Here is a 1,840-nt window from a genome sequence, read left to right on the forward strand (position 1 = left end):
GTGGGGGTGGTGTGGCCTTCGATCCGTTTCCCGGACGAGCCGATCCCGGACTTCGACCCGCACGGCGCCCTGCCGGGCGCGGGGGCCGGGACGGCTCTCGACGGCGCCAACGCGCGCGGCCCTCGGGGTGTTCTGGCCGGGGCGGGAGGCGGAGCTCGACGGGGTCGCCGCGCTGCTCGCGGAGCAGCCCGAACCGCTCGCCGCGCTCCCCCGGTTCGGGGCGCTGGTACGCCGGCTCGTGGACGCCGACCCGGTGGGCGCGGCCGTCGCCCCGGAGGTGCCGGCCGTCTTCGTACGGGACACGGTCGAGGTGTGCCGGGCGCTGGCGGAGGCCCTGGCCGAAGCGGGGGGCGCGCCGGCGGTCGCGCTCGGCGACGGGGCGCGCGCCCTGTGGAGCGGGGCCAAGGAGCTGCTGCGCCAGGCCACGTACTACGAGATGAAGAAGCGCGCCGGGGTGGTCGGCGAGCACGGGCTCGGGCCGGTCCTCACCGACCTCGCGGGACGCCGGCCGGCCCTGCGCGTCCACCTGGTCGGCCACAGCTTCGGCGCCCGGGTGGTGTCCTTCTCCCTGCGGGCCGTGCCGGACGGGGCGCGGCACGTGAAGTCGCTGACGCTGCTCCAGGGGGCCTTCTCCCACTACGCGTTCAGCGAGCGGCTCCCGCACGACCGGCGGCGCGGCGGGGCCCTGGGCGGGCTCCAGCGCCGGGTGGACGGACCGGTGGTGGCCTGCCATTCCGCCCACGACTCCGCGCTGCGCGTGTTCTACCCGCTGGCCTCCCGGATGGCGGGGGATTCGGCCGGTCTGCTCGGCTTCGACGAACGGTGGGGCGCGGTCGGGCACGGCGGGGTGCAGGCGGTGCCCGGCGCGCCGCGGCTGAGCCTGGAGGCGGCCCTGCGGGGCGGGCTGCCGGAGGCCGGTTGCGTCAGCGTGGACGCGGGCTCCGTGGTGTGCCGCGGCGGTGCTCCGTCGGGGGCGCACAGCGACATCTGCCACGAGGAACTGGCCCGGATCGTGGTCGGGGCGGGGCGCATGGGGCGCTGAGTTCCGGCCATGTGCCACCCGCACGCCTCGACCGCCCCCGCATGCGCCCACATCCTGCCGGGCATGTTGGGCACGTCGCGGGGGGTCGCTTCGTTCGACGGAGTGATGCGGGCAGTGGTGTGGGCATGGCACGGCGGAGGTGAAGGTACGGTGGCAGGTTTTCGGAGTCTCGCCTATCAGGTGCGTGACGCGCGCAACGACCGGGCCCTGCGGCGCCATTCGCTGCGCCGCTGCCTGGAGCGCTTCGCGCCCTACGGGCACCGGGCGACGTGGTGGCACCTGTGCGACCGGCACGGGATCGCGCCCGAGGACCGGGGCGCGGACCCGCTGCGGCTCGTCGCGGCGCTGGAGGAGCTGGAGGATGCGCGGGCGGTCTGGCTGGAGTACGAGCGGCAGTTCGCGGAGCGGCGCAGACGCGAGAAGCACGACGGGGTGCGGCGGCCGGAGTGGGCCTGGAGCGGCAGCGGGGACGCCGTGGTGCGGTGCGCCGACCCGGGCGTGCGGCCGGAGGGGACGCTGGGCGAGGTGCTGCGGCGGCTGATCGCGGCCCTGGAGTCGGAGCCGGGGACCGCGTGCCCGGTCTGCGGCGAGGAGGAGCTGCGCTGGCCGGCCGCGCTGCCGGGGCCGTCGGCGTGGGCCGGTGCGTGGTCGTGGGACGGGCCGGTGTGCGGGGGCTGCGGGATCGTGGTGCCCCGGCCGGCGCTGGTGGAGGCGGCGGTCGGACACCAGGCGGCGGGCGCGGCGGGCGCGGCGTGAGCGGGGCGGGCGGTGCCGGCCGGGCGGACGATCGCGGAGGGA

At 77.6% G+C, this 1,840-nt stretch carries 2 protein-coding genes; both read left to right on the top strand.

The features are described from left to right. The first annotated feature begins 127 nt into the window (after window positions 1-127). Entirely contained in the window at window positions 128-1,042 is a 915-nt protein-coding gene (locus tag SSNG_RS41935; RefSeq protein ID WP_050779571.1) for a hypothetical protein, read from the top strand. Window positions 1,043-1,192: 150 nt separating this feature from the next. Next, window positions 1,193-1,798: a hypothetical protein gene (locus SSNG_RS07650; RefSeq protein WP_007263231.1), complete on the top strand. Its 606-nt coding sequence runs from the start codon at window positions 1,193-1,195 to the stop codon at window positions 1,796-1,798. The last annotated feature ends 42 nt before the right edge of the window (window positions 1,799-1,840 follow it).

Source organism: Streptomyces sp. C (assembly GCF_000158895.1).
Lineage (GTDB): Bacteria > Actinomycetota > Actinomycetes > Streptomycetales > Streptomycetaceae > Streptomyces > Streptomyces racemochromogenes.